The 1,855-nt window shown below is 57.4% G+C and carries 2 protein-coding genes; one reads left to right on the plus strand and one right to left on the minus strand.

Annotated features, from left to right (window positions below):
- A partial coding sequence (locus AC1D00_RS39305; protein ID WP_477014383.1) for a DUF3833 family protein occupies positions 1-418 on the minus strand: 418 nt, incomplete at its 3' end.
- Between the two features lie 1,196 nt (positions 419-1,614).
- Between AC1D00_RS39305 and AC1D00_RS39310 the strand changes: the two genes are divergently transcribed.
- Positions 1,615-1,855 (plus strand): DUF6894 family protein (locus AC1D00_RS39310; protein ID WP_477014384.1); only part of this gene is annotated, 241 nt, incomplete at its 3' end.

Raw genomic sequence — 1,855 nt, forward strand, 5'->3', positions numbered from 1 at the left:
TACCTCGCACGATGCAAACCCTGTCGTCGATCGCATAGAACCAATCGTCGAAATTCAGCTTGATGGACTTACCGCCCGCTTGCGGTGTGTCGCGCGTGTACTTCCAATGGAACGCGCAACCGGCTTGCTCGCCTACTGCCTCACCTTCAAGCCGGTTTTCCAGTCCGGTGTACTTGCCGGCCTCGCCTTTTCGTATCGTCCAATGCAAGGTGTCGCTGTGTCCATCGTCAAACGTATATGTCTCGTTGAACACCAGCGCATCGGTGTCCGCATCCCGTTCGCCGTGGCCAGCTATCGCTGCTCGCTTCAGTAGTCCACCGACCAAATTCTCCAGCACTACCCAGCCTTCGAGCTGCCCGATGAAAAATCGTTCAGGAAGAAACAGCGGCGTTGTGCTCGCGAAAGCATAGATCGCCATCGGTAAGCCCTCGAAAAGCGTCCAACGAACTAAGTCGCCTCTATCGGGCAGGTTCCCGACCGGCGCGGAAACATGCTCGGTTCGGTGCACTCTACCGTGCGCAGCACGCTTTGCAGGACGGGCATTCATACGATCGGATTTCGTACCGCTTGGCGGCTAGCTCGCTACTGACGAACTTTCGCGACTTGTCGCACGCGGTACAGCGGTATTGATTGCGGCCCATGGCAGACCCCAAATCGCACAGTAAAAAGAACAAAAGGCCGCCCGCAATAAACGAGCGGCCACCGGGAGTCTAAAATCAAGCGGCTAATCTCTTCGCTTCAGCAATCGCAGTTGCGAGGTGAAGCGCCGCGTCTCGAGAGTAAATAAGAGCCGAGGTAAATACGGCTAGCCCCATCCACAGGAACTTCGCTGGTTCGGCTCCGCTAGGGAGCGCCACCGCGCCAAACGCCCAAAACCTCCGTAGATTATTCAGCCTGTTATCGAGCCAGCAGAACGGCTGATACACACTCTGCTCCACACTTGGCCGAAGCGTTTGTCCGGGCTGCGTTCACGTGCCCTTGGCGTAGATCAAGTAATTTGGTCACATCGAACAGGTTGCGAACGCGAATGTATCGGTTACCGGACACCGTATTGCCCCGGGGTACGGGCTGCCTCGGTTGGCGCGGGGGTCTTTGGAGAGTGAGCAATTTTGCTCAGACCCTACGATGTGGGTGTGCAATTTGTGCCACCGCCGGGTTTTGCTCACCCTCCCGGGGCTGGTAAGCCGCCGTCCGCGATACATTGAGCGGGCGGCGGTTTTTGCCATGAAGCAAGGCCGCCTCAATTTGCGGGGAACCCGCTGCGAGGATTTGCAGTTAAATCGCCGGTTCCTTCGTCATGGAGAAAGGCCATGGGATCGCGCCGTAGGTTTAGCCAAACTTCCCCTCTTGAAGAGCGCCTTGCCGAAGAAGCGAAAAGCCTACGTGAACTAGCCAAGACACTGCCGCCGGGGGCCCAGCGAGAAGCTTTGTTACGAAAAGCSCGRCAAGACGAAGTCGGCGCGCACATAACKGAGTGGCTTACGTCGCCCGGTTTGCRGCCKCCGRAGTAAGGCCRSCYCAGTTGGGGCTCGCTTTCYTGTCCACCCATCTGATTGGTACGGCGCCGCCGCCCTTGCGGAAAGAACAATTTGAGGTCRGCGTCGTTCTGGCCTTATGAAACGGTACTATTTTGACCTCAGAGAGGGTGACGAGATTTTCCCGGATGAGGAAGGTCTGGAACTCTCAACCTTAGCGAAGGTGCAAGAAGAGGCGGCTCGCTCGCTGGCCGATATGGCCCGAGATTCCGTCCGCAGCCTAGGGGGCGGTAGCCATCAGCTGTCGATTGAGGTCCGGGACGACAGCGGTCCGGTACTCCACCTCAAATTCACATTCGAAGTCGAACGTCGAAGGCATT

The organism is Bradyrhizobium sp. P2_E8, assembly GCF_056403875.1.